The sequence below is a fragment of the Streptomyces sp. NPDC001156 genome (assembly GCF_053598275.1).
Genome location: NZ_JBSFJX010000033.1, coordinates 1 through 19,526, shown reverse-complemented (window position 1 = coordinate 19,526; position 19,526 = coordinate 1). Strand labels below are relative to the sequence as shown.

Annotated in this window: 18 protein-coding genes; 11 read left to right on the top strand and 7 right to left on the bottom strand. The window is 69.5% G+C overall.

The features are described from left to right. The first annotated feature begins 116 nt into the window (after positions 1-116). Positions 117-935: a S1 family peptidase gene (locus ACWDA7_RS18315; protein ID WP_450605299.1), complete on the top strand. Its 819-nt coding sequence runs from the start codon at positions 117-119 to the stop codon at positions 933-935. A gap of 222 nt (positions 936-1,157) precedes the next feature. On the opposite strand, the gene ACWDA7_RS18310 is transcribed toward ACWDA7_RS18315, so the two are convergent. Beyond that, on the bottom strand, positions 1,158-1,385 hold the full coding sequence (locus tag ACWDA7_RS18310; protein WP_359394518.1) for a DUF7455 domain-containing protein: 228 nt from the start codon (positions 1,383-1,385) through the stop codon (positions 1,158-1,160). A 442-nt stretch (positions 1,386-1,827) separates the two neighbouring features. Here ACWDA7_RS18310 and ACWDA7_RS18305 point away from each other — a divergent pair, with 442 nt between their 5' ends. The 6 genes from ACWDA7_RS18305 (at position 1,828) to ACWDA7_RS18280 (ending at position 8,866) form a co-directional block, all read left to right on the top strand. Further along, complete coding sequence (locus ACWDA7_RS18305; protein WP_432933718.1) at positions 1,828-3,948, top strand: DNA gyrase subunit B; 2,121 nt, start codon at positions 1,828-1,830, stop codon at positions 3,946-3,948. Positions 3,949-4,293: 345 nt separating this feature from the next. Continuing rightward, positions 4,294-4,818 carry a DUF1453 domain-containing protein gene (locus tag ACWDA7_RS18300; protein WP_450605298.1) on the top strand — a complete coding sequence of 175 codons (525 nt, stop codon included), beginning with the start codon at positions 4,294-4,296 and terminating at the stop codon, positions 4,816-4,818. Then, positions 4,815-5,966 (top strand): sensor histidine kinase, encoded by a 1,152-nt coding sequence (locus ACWDA7_RS18295; protein ID WP_450605297.1) that lies wholly within the window; start codon positions 4,815-4,817, stop codon positions 5,964-5,966. The genes ACWDA7_RS18300 and ACWDA7_RS18295 overlap by 4 nt, the downstream gene beginning before the upstream one ends. Further along, positions 5,963-6,646, top strand: a complete 684-nt coding sequence (locus ACWDA7_RS18290) for a response regulator transcription factor (RefSeq protein ID WP_450605296.1) — start codon at positions 5,963-5,965, stop codon at positions 6,644-6,646. Before ACWDA7_RS18295 ends, ACWDA7_RS18290 begins: the two co-directional genes overlap by 4 nt. Before the next feature lie 70 nt (positions 6,647-6,716). Further along, entirely contained in the window at positions 6,717-7,277 is a 561-nt protein-coding gene (locus tag ACWDA7_RS18285) for a DUF485 domain-containing protein (protein WP_450605295.1), read from the top strand. Further along, positions 7,274-8,866, top strand: coding sequence for a solute symporter family protein (locus ACWDA7_RS18280; RefSeq protein ID WP_450605294.1), 1,593 nt, complete (start codon positions 7,274-7,276; stop codon positions 8,864-8,866). The genes ACWDA7_RS18285 and ACWDA7_RS18280 overlap by 4 nt, the downstream gene beginning before the upstream one ends. An 89-nt stretch (positions 8,867-8,955) precedes the next feature. Here the strand turns inward: ACWDA7_RS18280 and ACWDA7_RS18275 are convergent, their stop codons facing one another. Beyond that, on the bottom strand, positions 8,956-9,648 hold the full coding sequence (locus tag ACWDA7_RS18275; RefSeq protein WP_432933729.1) for a response regulator: 693 nt from the start codon (positions 9,646-9,648) through the stop codon (positions 8,956-8,958). A 161-nt stretch (positions 9,649-9,809) separates the two neighbouring features. Here ACWDA7_RS18275 and ACWDA7_RS18270 point away from each other — a divergent pair, with 161 nt between their 5' ends. From ACWDA7_RS18270 to ACWDA7_RS18260, 3 genes are all read left to right on the top strand, one after another. After that, on the top strand, positions 9,810-10,625 hold the full coding sequence (locus tag ACWDA7_RS18270) for an ABC transporter ATP-binding protein (protein WP_450605293.1): 816 nt from the start codon (positions 9,810-9,812) through the stop codon (positions 10,623-10,625). Continuing rightward, the gene (locus ACWDA7_RS18265; RefSeq protein ID WP_450605292.1) at positions 10,615-11,481 is read left to right on the top strand and encodes an ABC transporter permease; all 867 of its coding nucleotides are present in this window, start codon (positions 10,615-10,617) and stop codon (positions 11,479-11,481) included. Before ACWDA7_RS18270 ends, ACWDA7_RS18265 begins: the two co-directional genes overlap by 11 nt. Before the next feature lie 122 nt (positions 11,482-11,603). Continuing rightward, complete coding sequence (locus ACWDA7_RS18260) at positions 11,604-12,665, top strand: ABC transporter substrate-binding protein (protein WP_359394542.1); 1,062 nt, start codon at positions 11,604-11,606, stop codon at positions 12,663-12,665. A 17-nt stretch (positions 12,666-12,682) separates the two neighbouring features. Here the strand turns inward: ACWDA7_RS18260 and ACWDA7_RS18255 are convergent, their stop codons facing one another. The 4 genes from ACWDA7_RS18255 to ACWDA7_RS18240 form a co-directional block, all read right to left on the bottom strand. Further along, positions 12,683-13,372: a response regulator gene (locus ACWDA7_RS18255; protein WP_450605291.1), complete on the bottom strand. Its 690-nt coding sequence runs from the start codon at positions 13,370-13,372 to the stop codon at positions 12,683-12,685. Then, entirely contained in the window at positions 13,369-15,102 is a 1,734-nt protein-coding gene (locus tag ACWDA7_RS18250; protein WP_450605290.1) for an ATP-binding protein, read from the bottom strand. The genes ACWDA7_RS18255 and ACWDA7_RS18250 overlap by 4 nt, the downstream gene beginning before the upstream one ends. A gap of 104 nt (positions 15,103-15,206) precedes the next feature. Next, positions 15,207-16,157, bottom strand: a complete 951-nt coding sequence (locus ACWDA7_RS18245) for a sucrase ferredoxin (protein ID WP_450605289.1) — start codon at positions 16,155-16,157, stop codon at positions 15,207-15,209. 174 nt (positions 16,158-16,331) lie between these two features. Further along, positions 16,332-17,588: a citrate synthase gene (locus ACWDA7_RS18240; RefSeq protein ID WP_450605288.1), complete on the bottom strand. Its 1,257-nt coding sequence runs from the start codon at positions 17,586-17,588 to the stop codon at positions 16,332-16,334. Between the two features lie 96 nt (positions 17,589-17,684). Here ACWDA7_RS18240 and ACWDA7_RS18235 point away from each other — a divergent pair, with 96 nt between their 5' ends. Further along, positions 17,685-18,848 carry a citrate synthase/methylcitrate synthase gene (locus tag ACWDA7_RS18235; RefSeq protein WP_450605287.1) on the top strand — a complete coding sequence of 388 codons (1,164 nt, stop codon included), beginning with the start codon at positions 17,685-17,687 and terminating at the stop codon, positions 18,846-18,848. 104 nt (positions 18,849-18,952) lie between these two features. Here ACWDA7_RS18235 and ACWDA7_RS18230 read toward each other — a convergent pair whose 3' ends face one another. Beyond that, positions 18,953-19,189, bottom strand: coding sequence for a hypothetical protein (locus ACWDA7_RS18230; protein WP_450605286.1), 237 nt, complete (start codon positions 19,187-19,189; stop codon positions 18,953-18,955). Between the last annotated feature and the right edge of the window lie 337 nt (positions 19,190-19,526).

Sequence of the window (19,526 nt, the reverse complement as noted above, 5' to 3'; positions counted from 1 at the left end):
CTTGGCCGTAGCCGTTGAGGGGCCGGTTCCGTGAGAACCGGCCCCTTGCGTGTGCGTGATGCGGGGAACTGGATCACTGTGGGTGTTCTACGATCATCTGACAGTGAGGAGAGCCCATGCGTCGCCACCTCGCCCGATCGCTGGCCGTCGGAGCGGCAGCAGCCTTGATACCGCTGGCCTCTCCCGCTCCCGCGACGGCGGACAACGTCGTCATCGGAGGCTTCCCGGTCGACATCTCACAGAGTCCTTGGACCGTCGCCCTCTCCAGCCGTGACCGGTTCGGAGGTACGCGTGCGGGACAGTTCTGCGGAGGAGTCGCGGTAAGCCGTTCCACGGTCGTGACCGCGGCTCACTGCATGAGTACGGCCGTCCTGGGGGCACCACCAGGTCAGGTACGGGACCTCAAGGTCATCGCGGGGCGCACGGACCTGCTGTCCAGCCGGGGCTCGGAAATCCCGGTGACCGCGACTCGGGTCAATCCGGCATACAACAGCTACACGAATGCCGGTGACTTCGCCGTGCTCACGCTCGCCTCCCCGCTACCGGCGACTTCGGTCATCCCCATGGCGGCAGCCGGAGACCCGGCCTATGCACCGGGTACGGCGGCGACCGTGTACGGCTGGGGCGACGCCACCGGGGACGCCGACTATGCGCGCAGTCTGCGAGGGGCGAACCTGCAGGTTCTCCCGGACACGACGTGCGAGCAGGCGTATCCCGGCGGTCTGGACGGGAAGTACCTGCGTGCTTCCATGCTCTGTGCCGGCCAGCCCCAGGGCGGGCGCGACGCCTGCCAGGGGGACAGCGGGGGACCGCTGGTCGCCCAGGGTCGCCTGATCGGTCTGGTGTCCTGGGGGAGCGGCTGCGGGCAGCCGGGAAGCCCCGGGGTCTACACCCGGGTCTCGGAGGTCGCCAGTTCGCTGAACGCCGGTCACTGAGGACGGCGGTCCGCGCACCGGGAGCCTGGGGCTTGTTGCTCACTGCCCCTAGGGGGAGTCGGCAGCGATGGCCGGGCGGACCGGCTGAGCACGATGACCGGGCAGGCGTTCTGAGGGCGCCGCCCGGGGAATGCGGTACGAGTACGGGCGGCCACTCCCTGTGAGGGGAGTGGCCGCCCGTTCACCGGCCTCGGCGCCGGTGTCGGCTCGTCGCGCGAGGTGTCAGCGTTCCTCGTCGGGTCCGCTCGTCGGAACGGTCAGCCGTTCCGTCTCGTCCTGTATCTCAGCGGCGATCTTCTTGAGTTCCGGCTCGAACTTGCGGCCGTGGTGGGCGCAGAAGAGCAGTTCTCCGCCGCTCAGGAGGACGACGCGCAGGTACGCCTGGGCGCCGCAACGGTCGCAGCGGTCCGCGGCCGTCAGCGGGCTCGTGGGGGTCAGAACAGTAGTCACGTCGCCTCTTCTCTAGCTCGACGAGCTGTCGTACCAGGGTCAACATCCAACCAGGCCGAAAACGTTCCCGCTCGCGGCTTCACCTCGAAAGATTCTTTCCAAGACGGTTGTCTGCTGCCGGTTGGCGGCGAATGTGCCGTATTACGTCTCTTGTGTCGTACGGGTTCGCGCTTTTTTATCGGTTGTCCGCCCTCCCGGCCGGGTTGCCGGTTGTGGATGAGGACGTGCCCCGAGGCTAAATGGTTCATGCCTCGAAGGGAACGTGATATGTACTTCACCTCCTCGAGGGGATCGAACGCTCGTGCGACTCTGGACTAGTCTGAGTTCATGACGAGGGTGGCGTTACAACGGCCCTACCAGGCCTCGGTACCCTCGGACCGGCAACCGAAGCCGGCCCGCACCCCAAAGGGCCCCACCAGAAATTCAGCGAGGAGCGAACCGCGTGACCGCCGACACGTCCGTGCCGTCCACAGCGCTGCTGACAGGAGCAGGGGACGGCTCCAACTACACCGCGCGGCACCTCCTCGTCCTCGAAGGCCTGGAAGCCGTCCGCAAGCGCCCTGGCATGTACATTGGCTCGACCGACAGCCGGGGCCTGATGCACTGCCTCTGGGAGATCATCGACAACTCCGTCGACGAGGCCCTGGGCGGCTACTGCGATCACATCGAGGTGATCCTGCACGACGACGGCTCGGTGGAGGTCCGGGACAACGGCCGCGGTATCCCGGTCGACGTGGAGCCCAAGACCCGACTGTCCGGTGTCGAGGTCGTGATGACCAAGCTGCACGCCGGCGGTAAGTTCGGCGGTGGCTCGTACGCGGCGTCCGGTGGTCTGCACGGCGTCGGCGCCTCCGTGGTGAACGCGCTCTCCGCGCGCCTGGACGTCGAGGTCGACCGCAACGGGCACACGCACGCGATCAGCTTCCGCCGCGGCGTCCCCGGCGCCTTCGCGAGTGACGGTCCCGACGCGAAGTTCGAGGCGACGAGCGGTCTGCGCAAGACCAAGAAGCTCCCCAAGACCCGGACCGGCACGCGTGTGCGCTACTGGGCCGACCGTCAGATCTTCCTCAAGGACGCCAAGCTCTCCCTGGAGACGCTGCACCAGCGCGCCCGCCAGACCGCGTTCCTGGTGCCGGGCCTGACCATCGTCGTCCGCGACGAGTACGGGCTCGGTGAGGGCGGCAGCAAGGGCGAGGAGTCCTTCCGCTTCGACGGCGGCATCAGCGAATTCTGTGAGTACCTGGCGAGCGACAAGCCGGTGTGCGACGTCCTCCGCTTCTCCGGACAGGGCACGTTCAAGGAGACGGTTCCCGTCCTGGACGACCACGGGCAGATGACGCCCACCGAAGTCACCCGGGAGTTGGGCGTCGACGTCGCGATGCGCTGGGGGACCGGCTACGACACGACGCTCAGGTCGTTCGTCAACATCATCGCCACCCCCAAGGGCGGCACCCATGTCGCGGGCTTCGAGCAGGCCGTCACCAGGACGATGAACGAGGTGCTGCGCGCCAAGAAGATGCTGCGCGTCGCCGAGGACGACGTCGTCAAGGACGACGCCCTCGAGGGGCTCACCGTGGTCGTCACCGTGCGCCTGGCCGAGCCGCAGTTCGAGGGTCAGACCAAGGAGGTCCTCGGCACCTCGGCGGCCCGCCGCATCGTGGGCACTGTGATCGCCAAGGAGCTCAAGGCCTTCCTGACCTCCACGAAGCGTGACGCCGCCCAGCAGGCCCGCGTCGTCCTGGAGAAGGTCGTCGCCGCGGCCCGGACGCGCATCGCGGCCCGCCAGCACAAGGACGCGCAGCGCCGGAAGACGGCTCTTGAGTCCTCCTCGCTGCCCGCCAAGCTCGCCGACTGCCGCAGCGACGACGTCGACCGCAGCGAGCTGTTCATCGTGGAGGGCGACTCCGCACTCGGCACGGCGAAGCTCGCCCGGAACTCCGAGTTCCAGGCGCTGCTCCCGATCCGCGGCAAGATCCTCAACGTCCAGAAGTCGTCCGTCACGGACATGCTGAAGAACGCCGAGTGCGGCGCGATCATCCAGGTCATAGGGGCCGGATCGGGTCGGACCTTCGACATCGACGCGGCCCGCTACGGCAAGATCATCATGATGACCGACGCCGATGTGGACGGTTCCCACATCCGCACCCTGCTGCTGACGCTCTTCCACCGCTACATGCGGCCCATGGTCGAGGCGGGCCGGGTGTTCGCCGCGGTGCCGCCGCTGCACCGGGTCGAGATCATCCAGCCGAAGAAGGGCCAGGACAAGTACGTCTACACGTACTCGGATCGCGAGCTGCGCGACAAGCTCCTGGAATTCCAGAGCAAGGGCATCCGGTACAAGGACTCCATCCAGCGCTACAAGGGCCTCGGTGAGATGGACGCCGACCAGCTGGCCGAGACCACGATGGACCCGCGCCACCGCACCCTGCGCCGGATCAACCTCTCCGACCTCGAGGGTGCCGAGCAGGTGTTTGACCTGCTGATGGGCAACGACGTGGCGCCGCGCAAGGAGTTCATTTCCAGCTCCGCGGCGACGCTGGACCGGTCGCGCATCGACGCGTAGGCGGTGTGCCGGGCGGCGCTCCGCCGCCCGGCACACCAGCGCGGTGTCGGCCGTGTTCGTGCGCGGCGTCCGTCGGCTGAGCGCGCGCTGGCGCGCCGGTTGCCGGGCGCTGTCCGTCGGTTTGTGGGCCTGCCCCGGCCACGTGTCTCATCGGAACCAGGTCTGAAAGCCGACGTCACCGCCTGCCCGCAGGGATTCTCCACCCCCGGGTGGAGACTGAGCGCGTCGCGGTTTCCACCCGTGATCCACCCCGGCTCCGATCAGCCGACCTGCGCTTTTCCGTAGCGTCGAAGGCGTCGACAGCACTCGCCGTCGGCATCTCCCCTTCCGCACACGGAGGCTGTGATGTCCGGGCTCGTCAACGCGTTGGTGATCGTGGCCGTGGCCGCCCTGGTGATCGTCCGCCAGTTCCGCGCGCGCCGGATCGACACCGAGCGGCGCTGGTGGCTCGTGCCCGTGATTCTGACCGTCCTGGCCCTGCGCGAGCCCGGCATACTCGATGCCCATCACCGTGCGGAGTCGGTCCTGCTGCTCGGCACCGAGGTGCTCGTGGGCCTTGCCATCGGGGCCGGCTGGGCCTGGACCAGCCGTATATGGGTGGGGGCGGACGGTGCCGTGTGGAGCACGAGCACCAAGGCGAGCGCGGCCGTCTGGAGCGCGGGCATCGCCCTGCGAGCCGGCCTCTTCGCCTTCGGGGCGTACCTGGGCGTCCACCAGGACAGCTCCACGCTGCTGCTCGGCCTTGCCGGCACCCTGCTGGTTCGCTCCGGGATCCTGGTCTGGCGTGCGCAGTCCCTCACTCCCGCGGCCAGCGCGGCCACGGCGTACGGTGACGGCGCACTCAGGCGCGCAGGGAAGGAGCGTGTGTGACGGAGAACCTGTGGACGAGCTGGCCCTCCCGGGAAGCACTGTCCCGTGCGGGAGTCTCCGCCGCCCGGCGCATGCTCGGCCGGGCCGGCCGGCTCTTCGCCCTCGGAATGCTCCTCTGGACGACCTTCGCGGGCAGCAGCCTGCCCGCGTGGGGCAACGTCGCGGCGGCGGCCGGGGTGGTGCTGTGCGGGTTGCTGGTCTGGGCCTTCTTCCGGACCACCTTTCGCAATCGGCTGCCGTCTTCGGTCGCCCTGATCTCTCTGCTCCTCGGACTGGCGCTGGTCGCCTACGCCACCGGTCTGCGCGTCCCGGCGCTTGTGCTCTGGTGCGGGTGCGCTGTCTGCTCCATGGAGCGACTGCCCCTGGCCGCCGGACTCCCTGTCGCCGCCACGGGACTGGGGGCCTATGCCGCGGTCACCAATGACGGCCGGCTGACCACCGTGGTCACCGTGGTCGGTATCGCCCTGGCCGGGTATGTGCTGCGCCTGGACGCCGAAGCACGTGGCAGCGCCTTGCGGCTGCTCGCTCAGGAACGGGCGGCGCGTGCGGCCGAGGCTGAGTCGGCGGCCCTTGCGGAGCGGACCAGGATCGCGCGGGAGATCCACGACGTGCTGGCGCACAGCCTCTCGGCACAGCTCGTGCATCTGGAGGCGGCCAGGCTGCTGATAGAGAGGGGAGGTGACCGGGACAAGATCCTCGAACGGGTCGTGGCGGCCCGGGGCATGGCCAGGGAGGGACTCGCCGAGACCCGGCAGGCGCTCTCCGCACTGCGCGGCGAGATGTCCCCTGTGGAGGAGTTCCTCAGTGAGCTCGTCGCCACGGAGGACGGAGCGGACGTCACCATCTCGGGTGAGCGCAGGCCGCTGACCGCCGAGGCCTCGCAGGCCGTCCGCAGGGTCGCGCAGGAGGCCATGACGAACGTCCGCAAGCACGCACCGGGCGCCAGAGTGCACATACAGCTGGAGTTCGACGAGCACCAGGTGATGCTGAACGTCCGCGACTCGGGCGGATCGCCGGGCGAATTGACCGGGTCGGGGGCCGGGTACGGTCTGCTGGGCATGCGCGAGCGTGCCGAGTTGCTCGGCGGCTCGCTGGAGGCGGGGCCGGGCGAGGAAGGATTCGTGGTGACGTTGAAGGTACCCGTATGACGGAGGAGGAGGGCGGCAAGCCGGCCCGGGTCGTGGTGGCGGACGACCAGACGGTGGTGCGCGAGGGCATCGTGATGCTGCTCGGACTGCTCCCCGGTATCGAGGTCGTCGGCGCCGCTGGGGACGGGGAGGAGGCGGTCCGGCTCGTCGCCGAGCTGGCCCCGGACGTGGTGCTGATGGACCTGCGCATGCCGCGCTGCGACGGCGTGGAGGCGACACGGCGCATCCGTGCCGAGCACCCCGGCACCCAGGTCGTCGTGCTCACCACTTTCGCGGACGACGAGTCGCTGTTCCCTGCGCTCAGGGCGGGTGCGCGCGGCTATCTCACCAAGGACGCGGGTGGCGACGAGATCGTCCGGGCGGTGCGGAGTGTGCTGTCCGGCGGCGCAGGCCTCTCGCCGAGCATCCAGCGACGGCTGCTGGAGCGGTTGTCGGAGCCGGAGCGGGAGCCGGCCCCGGTCGCTGAGGCGCCGGACGGGCTCACCGTCCGGGAGACGGAGGTGCTCGTACTGATCGCTGAGGGGCTGACCAACCAGGAGATCGCGCGCCGGCTGCATGTCTCCACGGCCACCGTGAAGACCCACATCAACAATCTCTTCGCCAAGGCAGGGCTCAAAGACCGTGCCCGGGCGGTCCGTTACGCGTATGCAAAAGGCCTGGTACGACCGCCCTTGCAGTGAGGTCACCTGATGGGGTGAAGAGCCCCGGGAAGAAGAGTCGGGGGTCTTCCCGGTCTGTCCATCCTTGGGCATGAAGTCAAGCAATGGTCGTCCCCTCGGGGACAAGGGCGGTCCCGACAGTCCGGTCGAGCAGCAGGGAGGCAGAGACCCGGCCCCAGCAGCGGCGGAGGCGGCTGGACGCCTGAGGCACGACGATCCTTGGTACGACGCGCTTGCCTCCGGCTGGGGCGAACTGGACGGCACCGGTGCTCCCGCTCCTTCGGTACCGCCCGCGCGCGCCGGTGAAGCGACCGCCCGAGTGGGCGACGTCTATCTGGAGGTACAGCGCAGCGCGGCGTTCCAGGAGGTGCGCAGCAGGTATCGGAGATTCGTGGTTCCAGGGTTCGTGGTCTTCTTCGCCTGGTACGTGGGCTACGTGGTGACCGCGCAGACCGCCCCCACTCTGATGACACGGCCGGTCGCGGGAGCCGTGAACGTGGCGATGCTGGCGGGGCTGGGGCAGTTTCTGACGACGTTTCTGCTCACCTGGGCGTACGCGCGGCACGCCCGGTTGCGCAGGGATCGTGCAGCGCTCGACCTGCGCTGGAACACCCAGGAATTGACCCGGGGAGCCAAGGGCGGCGAGTGGTGAGCGGACACCATCAGGCGCTGGCTCTGGTGCTGTTCAGCGTGTTCGTCGCGATCACGCTGGCGATCACCACATGGGTGAGCCGCCACCGGCGCGGGTCGGCGGAGGAGTTCTATGCGGGCGGTCGGTTGTTCTCTCCGATGGAGAATGGTTTTGCCATCGCGGGCGATTACATGTCGGCGGCTTCCTTCCTGGGAGTCACCGGGCTGATCGCGCTGTTCGGCTACGACGGACTGCTGTATGTCGTGGGTTTTCTGGTCGCCTGGCTCGTCGTGCTGTTCTTCGTCGCCGAACTGGTCCGCAATTGCGGGCGTTTCACGCTGGCGGACGTCGTGGCGGCGCGGATGCGCGAGCGGCCGGTGCGGATCGCGGCGGGGACGTCCGCGGTGACCGTGTCCGTGCTGTACCTCGTGGCACAGATGGTGGGAGCCGGCAGTCTCGTCGCGTTGCTGTTCGGAGGCACGAGTGCGGCGGCGCGGGCGTGGACGGTGATCGTCGTCGGTGCCCTCATGGTGATCTATGTGTCGCTGGGCGGGATGCGGGCCACCACCTGGATCCAGATCGTCAAGGCCGTTCTGCTGCTTGGCGGTACGGTCGCGCTGACCGTCCTCGTCCTGATGCGTTTCCACGGGAACGTCGACGCGTTGCTGCGGACGGCGGCGGAGCGCAGCGGGCACGGTGAGGCGTTCCTCGCGCCGGGCCTGAAGTACGGCGGCAGCTGGAACGCGCGGATCGACTTCATCAGCCTGGGCCTGGCGCTGGTCCTGGGCACGGCCGGACTGCCGCACATCCTGTCCCGCTTCTACACCGTGCCCACCGCTCGCGCGGCGCGTCGCTCGGTCGTCTGGTCGGTCGGGCTCATCGGAGGCTTCTACCTGATGACGATCGTGCTGGGATTCGGCGCAGCCGCGGTCGTCGGACCGGACGCCGTACGAGCGTCGAACTCGGCAGGGAACACGGCGGTCCCGCTGCTGGCGCTGAAGCTGGGCGGCGGAGCCGAATCGGCGGGCGGAACGGTCTTGTTCGCCGTGGTCGCCGCGATCGCCTTCGCCACGATCCTCGCGGTCGTCGCCGGTATCACCCTCGCCTCCTCGGCCGCCGTCGCGCACGATCTGTACGCGTCACTGCGCAGCCGTCGCGCCAAGCCGCGCAGCGAGGTGCGCGTGGCCCGGGCCGCCGCGGTCGGCATCGGTGCGGTCGCGATCGGGCTCGGGCTGCTGGCCCGCGACCTGAACGTGGCCTTCCTGGTGGGGCTCGCCTTCGCGGTCTCCGCGTCCGCGAACCTGCCGGTGCTGATGTACTCGCTGTTCTGGCGCAGCTTCACCACACGCGGCGCGGTCTGGTCGGTCTACGGAGGCCTGCTGCCCGCACTGGGCCTGGTGCTGCTGTCCCCGGTCGTCTCGGGCAGCCCCGAATCGCTGTTCCCGGCCGTCGACTTCCAGTACTTCCCGCTGCAGAACCCGGGCATCGTCTCCATCCCGCTCGGTTTCCTCGCGGGCTGGCTCGGCACGGTCACGTCGCCGGAACCGGCGGACGCGGCCAAACACGCGGAGACGGAGGTGCGGTCGCTGACGGGGGCAGGAGCGGTCTGAAACCCGGCGAAGCCGGATCGCAGACGGGCCCCGCGACGGCCGGTAACTGATGCCGCGACGGGGCCCGACCCCGGCCGACCGCGCGGCCCCTAAGGCGCCACCCACGCGTACCGGTGTTCGGGCCGTCCGGTGTCCCCGTACTTCAACGAGAGCCGCAGCCGGCCGGCCTGCTCCAGGTGACGCAGATAGCGCTGGGCGGTGGAGCGGCTGAGTCCCGTTCTGGCGGCCACCTCGTGGGCCGAGAGCGGCTGGTCGGCCCGGTGCAGCACATCGCAGATGAGGTCCGTGGTCGGCTCCGAGTGACCGCTGGGCAGGCCGGGGGACGAGGACGCGGGAGTGGTACGCAGGGCGCCGAAGATGCGGTCGACCTGCTCCTGGCCCGCCACGCCTCGGCCGCCGACACGGTCGACGGTGCGACGCAGGGCGGCGTAGGAGTCGAGGCGGGTTCGCAGCGCCGTGAAGGTGAACGGTTTGACCAGGTAGTGCAGGGCGCCCAGCCGCATGGCGGCCTGCACGGTGGCCACATCACCGGCTGCGGTGATCATGATGACATCCGTCCCGTGGCCGTGTTCGCGCATGCGGTGGACCAGTTCGAGGCCGGTCTGGTCGGGCAGATAGTGGTCGAGCAGGACCAGGTCGATCGGGGCGCGTTCGACCGCCGCGAGCGCCTGGGCAGCGCTGTGGGCGCGGGCGGCGACCCGGAATCCGGGAACCTTTCCCACGTACTTGGCGTTGATCTCGGCGACACGGAAGTCGTCGTCCACGACCAGGACGTCAATCATCGGGCCTCTCTCCCTCAAGGCCAGGCGAGCGTTAAGCCCGTGTTTCGGCTCCGCTGTTGTAGCGCGAGCAAAATGAGCACAACAGACCCTTGCAAGCAGAAGTCGGGGTTGCGCCCACAAGACTCCTGCTGTGGCCCGCACCACATCTACGGTCCCGGGTCATGAGCACAGACAGCAGCCCCGCCATCGAGCTACGGGGCGCGAGCAAAACCTTCCGGACCCCGTCAGGGGGTCTGCACACGGCCGTAAGGGGTCTGGATCTGACCGTCGGACGCGGCGAGTTCGTCGCCGTGGTCGGGCCGACCGGCTGTGGCAAGTCCACGACCCTGACCCTGGTCAGTGGCCTGGAGGAGCCCACCGAGGGTGAGGTTCTTGTGGCCGGCGAGCCGGTCGCGGGAGTCGGGGACAAGGTCGGCTTCGTCTTCCAGCAGGACGCCACGTTCCCCTGGCGCACGGTTCTGTCCAACGTCATGGCCGGCCCGCGTTTCCGCGGTGTGCCCAAAGCGGAGGCGAAACAGAAGGCGCGTGAGTGGCTGGCCCGGGTCGGCCTCGCGGCGTTCGAGGACCGCTACCCGCACCAGCTCTCGGGCGGCCAGCGCAAGCGTGTCGCCCTTGCCGCCACCTTCGTCAACGACCCCGAGATCCTGCTGATGGACGAGCCCTTCTCGGCGCTCGACGTGCAGACCAGGGCGCTGATGTCGGACGAGCTGCTGGAGCTGTGGGAGGGCACGGGCGCCTCGGTCGTCTTCGTCACCCACGACCTGGAGGAGTCGATCGCGCTGGCCGACAAGGTCGTTGTGATGACCGCCGGGCCCGCGACCGTGAAGCAGGTCTTCGACATCGATCTGCCGCGGCCGCGCAAGGTCGAATCGGTGCGCCTGGAGCCGCAGTTCATCGAGATCTACCGCGAGATCTGGGAGTCCCTCGGCGAAGAGGTCCGCATCACGCGTGAGAGGGGTGCCGCCCATGTCGCCTGAGGTGATCTCCGCGTCGGCCTCCGTCGACACCTCCAAGCGGCCCGACCGCGCCGTCTCCCGTGCGCGTGCCGCGCGCAAACGCAAGGTCGTCGTCCTGCTCGCCCGCGTGGCGATCCTGATCGCCGTGCTCGGCCTGTGGGAGGCGCTGTCACGGGCCGCGGTCATCGACCCGTTCAACTTCTCGATGCCGTCGAAGATCTGGGATCAGATCTACACCTGGGTCACGCACGGCACGGCGCTCGGCTCGCTCGGCGAGCAGATCTGGGTGACCCTCCAGGAGGCGCTGCTCGGCTGGATCATCGGTGTGGTGGCCGGTGTGGTCTTCGGTATCGCGCTGGGGCGGGTCGCCTTCCTGGCCGAAGTCCTCGGCCCGTACATCAAGGTGCTCAACTCCATACCGAGGATCGTCCTTGCCCCGATCTTCGTGATCTGGTTCGGGCTCGGCCCGTCCTCCAAGGTGGCCTCGGCCGTCGTCCTGGTCTTCTTCCCGGTCTTCTTCAACGCCTTCCAGGGCGCCCGCGAAGTCGACCGCAATCTGGTCTCCAACGCGCGGATCCTGGGTGCCAGCGACCGGCGGGTGACTCTTCAGGTCGTCATTCCGTCGGCCACCTCGTGGATCTTCACCAGCCTGCACGTCAGCTTCGGCTTCGCCCTCATCGGTGCCATCGTCGGTGAGTACATCGGGGCCACCAAGGGCGTCGGCCTGCTCGTCGCCCAGTCACAGGGCACGTTCAACGCGGCCGGTGTGTATGCCGCGATGGCCATCCTCGCCGTCGTCGCGCTCGTGGCCGAAGGGCTGCTCACCTTCGCGGAGCGCCGCATCTTCCGCTGGAAGCCGTCGGACTCCGATCACTGACTCTTCCCCAAGGCCCGCGCGGTCCACGAGGGCTTCCCCGCAGCCGGACGGCTTCCGCGCAACGCCATTGCCAGCACCTGTTTTTTCTTCCGCACCGCCATCTCACAAGGACGTGAACCGACATGCGCAACCGCGCCAGAATCGCCGCTCTCGCCACGGCCGGCCTGCTCGCCGTCACCTCGCTCACCGCCTGCGCCAACGAAGCCTCCTCCACCGCGTCTTCCGGTTCCGGCAGCAAGGGCGACGGGAAGGGCGAGAAGGTCAAGATCATGGTCGGCGGCCTGGACAAGGTCATCTACATGCCCGCGATGCTCACCCAGCGGCTCGGCTACTTCGACGCCGAGGGTCTCGACGTGGAACTCCTGAGCGAGCCGGCGGGTGTGCAGGCCGAGACCGCGCTGGTCTCCGGCCAGGTCCAGGGAGCCGTGGGCTTCTACGACCACACACTCGACCTGCAGACCAAGGGCAAGCACGTCGAGTCCGTGGTGCAGTTCTCGCATGCGCCCGGTGAGGTCGAGATCGTCTCCGCCAAGGCCGAGAAGGACATCACGTCGCCCAAGGACTTCAAGGGCAGGAAACTCGGCATCACCGGCCTCGGATCCTCGACCGACTTCCTCACCAAGTACCTCGCGGTCAAGAACGGCGTGAACGTCAGCGACTTCAGCCCGGTCGCCGTCGGTGCCGGCCCGACGTTCGTGTCCGCCCTCCAGAAGGGCTCCATCGACGCCGGTATGACCACGGACCCGACGGTCGCCACGGTCCTGCAGAAGAAGCTCGGCAAGGTGCTCGTCGACATGCGGACGCCGCAGGGCTCCGAGGAGGCGCTCGGCGGCCCGTACCCGTCGTCCAGCCTCTACATGCAGACGGACTGGGTCAACAGCCACAAGGACACAGTCCAGAAGCTGGTCAACGCCTTTGTGAAGACCCTGAAGTGGATGTCCTCGCACAGCGCCGACGAGATCGCCGACAAGATGCCGGCCGACTACTCCCAGGGCGACAAGACGCTCTACGCGGACGCCATCAAGAGCACTCTTCCCATGTTCACGAAGGACGGCGTGATGCCGCAGAACGGCCCCGAGACCGTCGAGAAGGTCCTCAAGGCGTTCAACCCCAACATCAAGAACGCGACGATAGACCTCGGCAAGACGTACACCACCGAGTTCGTGGAGAAGGCCGCGGGCTGACCCGCACCGGCCGCACCTCAGACGCGGGTCGCCCAGACATAGCGATGCTCCGGGCGGCCCGCGTCGCCGTATCTGAGGGTCAGTGTGGCCCGGCCGCTGCGCTCGAGGAGCTTCAGATAGCGCTGCGCGGTCTGGCGGCTCAGTCCGGTGCGTTCGGCGATCTCCTGGGCCGACAGCGGCCCGTCGGCGTGCATCAGGGCCCGGCGTACGAGATCCGCCGTGCTGGGGGAGTGACCCTTGGGCAGTCCCGGTCCGGGACCTGCCGACAGGGCGCCGAAGATCCGGTCGACCTGAGCCTGTTCGGCCTCGCCTCCGCCGTCGAGGGTGCGGCGCAGTTCGGCGTACGCCTCCAGCTTGGCGCGCAGCCCCGCGAAGGAGAACGGCTTGACGAGGTACTGGAGCACGCCGTGCCGCATCGCCGCCTGCACGGTCCCGACATCACGGGCGGCCGTCACCATGATCACGTCGGTCTCGTGGCCGCGCCGTCGCATCTCCTGGACGACGCCGAGCCCCGTACCGTCCGGCAGGTAGTGGTCCATCAGCACCAGGTCCAGGTGGGGCAGAGTCGCCAACAGGTCCAGCGCGGCGGCCGCGTTGTGCGCCTCGCCGGCCACATGGAAGCCGGGGACCTTCCGCACGTATGCGGCGTTGACCCGTGCGACACGGGAGTCGTCGTCCACGACCATTACTCCGATCGGCCGGGTCATCGGGACCCCTCCTCGGGGGTCTGCACGGATGCGTCCGGGTCCGGTGTCCCGTCGTCGGGCACCTGTGGAGCGTGGACCAAGGAGTGGCGGTCCCCGACAGCGGGCCGCGGTGCCGGCTCGGCCTCCTCGAGCGCTTCCGGCAGCACGACGGTGAACTCCGCGCCCCCGCCCTCCGCCTCGTCCACCCGGGCGATTCCCCCCTGACGCTCGGCGAGACGACGCACCAGGGAGAGGCCGAGTCCGCGCTTGCCGTGGACGGGCGGCTGCTTGGTCGACCATCCGTCGGTGAAGACCAGCTCCCGCCGCTCGGCCGGGATTCCGGGGCCCGTGTCCCGCACCCTGAGGATCGCGGTGCGCCCCTCGGCGCGCAGTTCGATCTCCACGCGCGCGTGGGGCGTGCCCGCCACGGCGTCCAGTGCGTTGTCGACCAGGTTGCCGACGACGGTGACCAGTCCCCGCGGGTCGATCAACCGGTCCGGCAGCAGCGTGCCGTCCGCGATCCACAGGGCCACACCTCGCTCCGCGGCGACCGTGGCCTTGCCCACCAACAAGGCCGCGAGCAGCGGATCGTGGATCTTCTCGGTGACCTGCTCGGAGGTGGCCCGGTGGTCACCCACCACCTCTCCGACGAACTCCACGGCGTCGTCGTACATCTCCAGTTCGAGCAGTCCCAGGAGCGTGTGCATTCGGTTGGCGTGTTCGTGGTCCTGCGCGCGCAGCGCGTCGATTAGACCGCGCGTGGAGTCGAGTTCCCGGCCCAGCTGCTCCAGTTCGGTGCGGTCGCGCAGAGTGGCGACGGCACCTCCGTCGTCGGTGGGCATGCGGTTGGCGACCAGGACCCGGTGACCCCGCACGGTCAGCAGGTCGGTGCCGGTGACGCGTCCCGCCAGGACGTCCGTCGTACGGCCCTCACCGAGTGCCTCGTCGAGGGGCTTTCCGACGACCTCGTCACCGATGCCCAGCAGACGCTGCGCCTCGTCGTTCACCAGCCGCATCCGGCCGGCCCGGTCCAGGGCGACGACGCCCTCTCTGATGCTGTGCAGCATCGCCTCCCGTTCGGCGAGCAGGGCCGAGATGTCGGAGAAGGCAAGGTCCCTGGTCTGCCGCTGGACCCTTCGGGAGACCAGGTACGCCGCCAGCGCGCCGATGGCCAGGGCCGCTCCGGCGTACGCGAACAGCCCGGGTATCGCGTGGATCAGGCGAGCCCGCACACTGTTGTACTCGATGCCCACCGACACCGCCCCGATGATCCGGCCGTGCGCGTCCCGCAGCGGCACCTTGCCGCGGGCCGAGCGGCCCAGGGTGCCGGTGTCGATCTGCAGGACGTCCCGACCGGCCAGGGCCTCCCTCGGATCGGTCGAGACGACCTTGCCGATCTGCGAGAGGTCGGGGTGCGACCAGCGCACGCCCCTCATGTTCATCACCACGACGTACTCGGCGTTGCTGGCCTTGCGGATCCGCTCCGCCTCCGCCTGCACGGGCCCGTCCTGCGAGGGCAGCGTCGACTGGAGATCCTCGGCGATCTGCGGCTGGGCCGCCGTGGCCTGCGCGATCGCGAGGGCCCGGCGCATCGCCTGGTCGTCCAGCAAACGGCCGAGCGGCGCCAGGAACAGCCCGGTGGCGAGCACCGCGACGCCCGCGGCGATGGCCACCTGCATCAGCAGGACCTGCGAGAACATCCGCCGCGGCATACCGAGCCGCAGTCGTCGTGCAGGGGGAGAGGGGCTCATGCGTACGACGGTACGGGGCCCGGCATGCCCTGCCGTAGGGGGTGTGGCATGGATCTCCAGAAGGGCCCGTGGGCCGGAGCCGGTCGTGAGCCGGCGCGACGGTCTCAGCAGCGCGCGGGGTCGGTGACGACCGCGGCGTGCAGTTCCCGTACGGACACGACGTCCATCCGGGCCGGCGAACCCAGCACCGAGCCGCAGCTCTCCGGGCGCGGCGGCAGCGAGCTGCCCTGCGCCACGAGGACGTGCCACAGCCGCCCGTCGGTGTGCGCGACGGTGACCTCCCAACGCGGTGCGTCCCCGTCCGTGCGAACGACGGTCAGCGCGTCCGACGCGTACTCGTGGGCCGCCGTGCGCACCGCGAGTTCAGCGGCCTGCGCGGGGCGCTCCCAGGCGGAGCTGCCACGGCAGCCCTCGACCACGACCCGCCCTTCTCGCACCCCCTGGAGGACCTCTTTGACATGCGGGGCCTGGGCCCGCCCGTACGCGTATCCGAACGGAAGGACGAGCACTGTGGGCGAGAAGCGGTGGCCCCCCAGGTGGGTGACCTCCCAGACGCCGTCGACTCCGGAGTGGGCCAGCTCGGTGGCGAGGGGACGGCCGAGCAGCGCGCAGCAGCGGTCCCGCTTGCCGTTGGTGCACACGAGGGCGAGCGGATCGCCCGTGTGGGGCCGCCCTTGAAGAATGTCGTCGAAGGTGTGCGGGTCGCCCATGCCGAGCGCCGTGAAGTCGAGGTCGAGCAACCGTTCGGGCGCGGAGGTTGTGGCGGCGTGCAGCCATACGTTTCCGGGAACGGTGTGGGCTACATACACCTGTCGTGCGGAGGGTTCGCCGCAGTCGGCGTGCCGGCCGGGGCGGCGGATGAGCGCGATCCGCACTCCGGTGCCCTCCGAGGCCGCCTCGAGGGCGCGGCCCAGCTCCGGGTCCAGGTGGCTCGAGGTGAGCGCCTTGGGTCCCCAGGGGCCGGACTGCTCCAGGAGCAGCCATGTCCTCGCGGTCGCCGCGGTCCCCGCGAGGGGCTCGTCGAGGTCCCGGGACGCGGTCGTGCACGTACTCACAGAGGTGAGCCTAACCTGACTTTGCCTGGGGTGACTTCCGCTACCGCGGACGGGGCGCGTTGGCGGCGCATCAGGCGTGCGAAAGGGGCGTGCGGAGCACGTCCGGAGAGCGGGGCGCGAGCAGACGCACACCGGCTCACTCGGAGCGTGATGGCGGACACCGGCGCGCCGGGCTCAGCGCGGGAGCGGCTGTGGCGGACGCGCCCCCACGTAGCGTCCGCTTGGGCGCATACGCAGCGGGCGCTCCTCGTACTCCTCCAGGATGTGGGCGATCCAGCCGGCCGTACGCGCGACGGCGAAGACGGTCTCGCCCGCCGTGGCCTCCATGCCACACGCGACCGTGAGGACGGCGAGTGCCAGGTCGACATTGGCGTGCAGGGGCGTGTGGCGGGCTGTCGTGGCCACGACGTCCCGGGCCGCCGCCAGGGCCGGCGCCGCGGCCGGTACGTCCTCCAGGAGCGCGAACAGGACACGTGCGCGCGGGTCCTCACCGGGATACAGCCGGTGTCCGAGTCCGGGGACGCGGCGTCCGGTGCGCAGTTCGTCGGCGACCACCGGGGCCGCGGTGCCCCGGTCCAGGACGTCCAGCAGCAAGCGGTGCGCGAGGCTGCTGGCCGCACCGTGCAGGGGGCCCTCCAGAGCGCCGAGGCCGGCCGAGACGGCGGCGTACGGGTGCGCACGGGCGGACGCGGCGACACGGACCGCCAGGGTCGAGACGGCCAGGTCGTGGTCGACGAGCAGCCCGAGCGCCGTGTCCAGCACCCGAAGTGACGCCTCGTCCGGGGTGCGGCCGGTGAGCCGCCCCCACAGGCGCTCGGCGAGCGGGACAGCCTCGCGATGCGTGTGCCGCAGCGGGGGAAGGGCGGCGACCATGGTGGGGATCAGGGTGCGGGCGGCGCCGAGGACCGCGTCCGGTGACAGGTCGAAGCGGAGCGGATCCGCCGTGGCCGCCGCGATCGCGGCCACCCGCAGCCGGTCGGTGGGGCCGCTGTGCTCGGGCAGCGCGTGCACGGCGCGACGGGCCACGTCGACGGCTGTGTCCGGGGCGGTGAAGGTGATTCCGGGCCGCAGCCGTTCCGTCCACAGCCACTCGGCGATCTCCTCGTACGAGTGGCGCGCGGCCAGCTCGGTCGCGTCGACGCCGCGGAAGTAGTACCGGTCCTTGTCGATCAGGGTGATGCCCGTACGGACCGAGAGCTCGCCGCCCGCAGGGAAACTCCCGCCCGGGTCACGTCTGTTGCGCCGGGCGAGTGCCGCGACCTCCTTGGCGTCGAAGGTGCTGCCGCGGCCGCCCGGCTCGCGCCGGCTGCTGAGCTGCCCACGGCTCACATAGGCGTAGACGGTCTCGGGCTTCACGCCGAGCAGCTCGGCCGCCTCCTTGGTGGTGAGCCGGGTTCCGTCCTGACCATGAGCCGCTTCCTGATCCCTCATGGTCGCCACCGTACCCATGGATCGAACATTGATTTAATCAATATTGACAACATATAAGTCAAGGATAGACAGTCGAGTCAAGTTGAGGGAGGAAACATGCCGATCAGCAGGGCCGCAGCCACCTCCGTGGACGTGCCGCGAGGACTCGCGGGCGTTGTCGTCACCGACACCGCATTGGGTGACGTCAGGGGGCTGGAGGGCTTCTACCACTACCGCCAGTACTCGGCTGTCGAACTCGCGCAGACCCGCGGCTTCGAGGACGCCTGGCACTTGATGGTCCACGGCGAACTGCCGGACGCGGCGCAGCGGTCCGCCTTCGCCGCCCGGACGGCGGAGCTGCGCCGGCTGCCCGACGACGTACGGGCCGCGCTTCCCGCGGTGGCCGCGGCGAGCGGCGCCTCCGGCCCGCTGTCCGCACTGCGCACTGCGCTCTCCCTGCTCGGCGCGTCCAAGGGGTTCCGGCCGGTGTACGACATCGACGCGGACCAGCGCCGTGAGGACACGATCGCGGCGGCCGCGGCCGTCCCCACGCTGTTGACGGCGCTGTACCGGCTGGGCCGGGGGCTGGAGCCGGTCGAGCCGCGGCAGGATCTGCCGCATGCCGCGAACTACTTGTACATGCTGACGGGTTCGGAGCCGGACGCGGCGCACGCGCGGGCGGTCGAACAGTACTTGATCTCGACCATTGATCATGGGTTCAATGCGTCAACCTTCACGGCGCGGGTGATCGCCTCGACGGGAGCGGACGTGGCGGCGGCCCTGGTCGGTGCCGTCGGTGCGCTGTCCGGACCGTTGCACGGCGGCGCGCCGAGCCGCGCCCTGGACACCCTCGATGCGATCGGCACGCCCGACCGTATCGACTCCTGGATCCGCGAGCGCGTTCTCGCGGGAGAGCGCATCATGGGCTTCGGCCACCCCGTCTACCGTACGGAGGACCCGCGCTCCCGGATGCTCCGCGGCATCGCCGAGCGGTTCGGCGGCCCGCTGGTCGACTTCGCGATCGAGGTCGAGCGCCAGGTGGAGGCCATCCTGGCCGAACTGAAGCCCGGCCGCGAACTCCATACGAACGTGGAGTTCTACGCGGGCGTGGTGATGGAACTCTGCGGGCTCCCGCGCGAGATGTTCACCCCGACCTTCGCGACGGCCCGGGTGGTCGGCTGGAGCGCCAACATCCTGGAACAGGCGGAGGACCCGAAGATCATCCGCCCGGCCGCCCGGTACGTGGGGCCGGTGCCACCGGTGGCGGTGCCGGCCGCCTGACGAGGCGCCGGAGCCTGGTGCGGACGCACCGGACGAAGCAATGCCCGGGCCTCGGCGCAGACGGCACCGAGGCCCGGGCATGGTACTGGTGGAGCGCCTGTCGACTATGCGTCGGGAATATCGGCTTTCGCCCTGACCAGGGTTTCCCGGCTCACAATGACGATGCGCTCGTAGTCAGCGCGCGCAGCGTCGGCGGGTAGCCCGCTCTCCAGGGTGGCCGTGGCCTCGGTCCCAATGACGGCGAAGTTGCCGTCACTGAGCTCGAAGATGTCTGGACAGGTCTCGCCGGACAGACTGCCCCGTTCGCGTGGGGACGCACCGATGCGGCGCACGATTTTCAAGGGAACCCCGATCCTCAAGTTTCAGGAGTGAAAAACGGGGACAGATTAGCTCACAGTCAAGTGGAACACGTGTTCGCCCTTCGTCCAACTGGCCGTACCCCGGGCGATGTTGGCCGCGTCGGAGCTCGCTCTCACCCGCAGTGTTGGGAGCGTAAGCCCTAGCTCTGACTGGCCGGAGGTTCACCCACGACCCACCACTCTTCCGTGTCTGCTTCGTCAAGATCGTGGATCAGTGTGTCCATCAATACCGTCGCGTTTGGTTGATCGGCAGTTCGTCTGCCTCGCCCGTGAACTAGTGGATCTTTACCACCGCAGGTGGCAGGTGGAGACCACCTAT

Excerpts from the sequence above, each read along its gene's own strand:
- ACWDA7_RS18315 (WP_450605299.1), top strand. The coding sequence starts at position 117 with ATGCGTCGCCACCTCGCCCGATCGCTGGCCGTCGGAGCGGCAGCAGCC.
- ACWDA7_RS18300 (WP_450605298.1), top strand. The coding sequence starts at position 4,294 with ATGTCCGGGCTCGTCAACGCGTTGGTGATCGTGGCCGTGGCCGCCCTG.
- ACWDA7_RS18290 (WP_450605296.1), top strand. The coding sequence starts at position 5,963 with ATGACGGAGGAGGAGGGCGGCAAGCCGGCCCGGGTCGTGGTGGCGGAC.
- ACWDA7_RS18285 (WP_450605295.1), top strand. The coding sequence starts at position 6,717 with ATGAAGTCAAGCAATGGTCGTCCCCTCGGGGACAAGGGCGGTCCCGAC.
- ACWDA7_RS18275 (WP_432933729.1), bottom strand. The coding sequence starts at position 9,648 with ATGATTGACGTCCTGGTCGTGGACGACGACTTCCGTGTCGCCGAGATC.
- ACWDA7_RS18270 (WP_450605293.1), top strand. The coding sequence starts at position 9,810 with ATGAGCACAGACAGCAGCCCCGCCATCGAGCTACGGGGCGCGAGCAAA.
- ACWDA7_RS18265 (WP_450605292.1), top strand. The coding sequence starts at position 10,615 with ATGTCGCCTGAGGTGATCTCCGCGTCGGCCTCCGTCGACACCTCCAAG.
- ACWDA7_RS18260 (WP_359394542.1), top strand. The coding sequence starts at position 11,604 with ATGCGCAACCGCGCCAGAATCGCCGCTCTCGCCACGGCCGGCCTGCTC.
- ACWDA7_RS18255 (WP_450605291.1), bottom strand. The coding sequence starts at position 13,372 with ATGACCCGGCCGATCGGAGTAATGGTCGTGGACGACGACTCCCGTGTC.
- ACWDA7_RS18250 (WP_450605290.1), bottom strand. The coding sequence starts at position 15,102 with ATGAGCCCCTCTCCCCCTGCACGACGACTGCGGCTCGGTATGCCGCGG.
- ACWDA7_RS18240 (WP_450605288.1), bottom strand. The coding sequence starts at position 17,588 with ATGAGGGATCAGGAAGCGGCTCATGGTCAGGACGGAACCCGGCTCACC.
- ACWDA7_RS18235 (WP_450605287.1), top strand. The coding sequence starts at position 17,685 with ATGCCGATCAGCAGGGCCGCAGCCACCTCCGTGGACGTGCCGCGAGGA.